This window comes from Microbacterium aurantiacum (assembly GCF_021654035.1).
In the GTDB taxonomy this organism is placed as follows: Bacteria; Actinomycetota; Actinomycetes; order Actinomycetales; family Microbacteriaceae; genus Microbacterium; species Microbacterium aurantiacum.
This window is the reverse complement of the sequence record NZ_JAJPDW010000017.1, coordinates 1-1,297: the sequence shown is the minus strand read 5'-3', so window position 1 is coordinate 1,297 and position 1,297 is coordinate 1. Positions and strand designations below refer to the sequence as shown.

Here is a 1,297-nt window from a genome sequence, read left to right as displayed (position 1 = left end):
ACAACTTGACCTGCCCCACGGATTTGGTGCCAGTCGGGGTCGCTAACTCGCGGCGGGGATGTCGTTGATTTCGAGTGTCTCGTATTCGATCGGGGTGCGGTAGCCGAGGGCGGAGTGTCGGCGCTGACGGTTGTGGAAGATCTCGATGTACTCGAAGATCGCGTTCGCGAGCTCGACTCTCGTTTTCCACTTCTTCCGGTTCAGCAGTTCGATCTGCATCGATGACCAGAAGCTTTCCATCATCGCGTTGTCCAGGCCGTCGCCGACGGATCCGAACGAGGGCAGGAGCCCTGCGGAGCGAATCTTCTCCCCGAACAGCCACGAGGTGAATTGCGTTCCGTGGTCCGCGTGAACGATCCCACCCGGTCCAGGGCGACGGTTCCGGATGGCCATGTCGAGAGCGTTGATGACGAGCGTGGTGTCCTGTTTAGAGTCGATCGACCAGCCGATAATGCGGCGACTGTAGGCGTCCAGGACGGCGGCGCAGTAGACCCAGCCTTCGCGCGTGCGGTGCTGCGTGATGTCCGTCACCCAGAGCTCGTTGGGCCGGGCGCGCGAGAACTTCCGATTCACGAGATCGTCGGCGGTCACGACTCCGCGGAGCCGTTTGATGCGTGCCGGCCCGGGAAGCCCGTAGATCCCGGCCTCGTGCATGAGCTTGAACACGGTCTTGTCGCTGACTGTGACGCCCATCGCCATGGTCAGCTCGGCGTGGACGCGACGGTAGCCGTAGGTCCCGCGCGAGGTGACGTGCACTTCCCGGATCAGCCCGGTCAGCCACTGTCGGCGCAGCTCGGACTGAGTCAGGGGCTTCCGCTTGATGCGGTAGTAATGCTGCCTCGCAACTCCGAGGACGCGGCAGCAGCGATCGATCGGGATCCCGGCGTCGGCGAGGCGGTCGATCACCGGGAAGAGTCTTTTGGGCGGGGACGCTCCTCGTCGAGGAACTTCGCAGCCTGTCGGACGATCAGCAGCTCGGTCTCGAGCTCGCGGATGCGGCGCTTCGCGGCGCGCAGCTCCGCCGACTCCGAGGACGGGACACCGGGCCGACGGCCCTCGTCGATGTCGTCCTGGCGGATCCAGTTCGACAGCGTGACGGGATGGATACCGAGTTCGACGGCGGTCTGCTTGGCTTGCTTGCCGGCACGCACAAGCGCGATAGCGCGAGCACGAAACTCCTGCGGATAGGGACGGGGCATGAGGATGAGCCTTTCGGATCAGGCCACCAGTTAGCCACCGAAACTGGAACCCTTTCCGTGGGGCAGGTCAAACTGTCACCAGTTCGTTCCTCACGCCC

At 64.0% G+C, this 1,297-nt stretch carries 1 pseudogene; it reads right to left on the bottom strand.

Annotated features, from left to right (window positions below):
- Positions 1-42: 42 nt before the first annotated feature.
- Positions 43-1,199 (bottom strand): annotated as a pseudogene (locus LTL01_RS14555) (IS3 family transposase).
- Between the last annotated feature and the right edge of the window lie 98 nt (positions 1,200-1,297).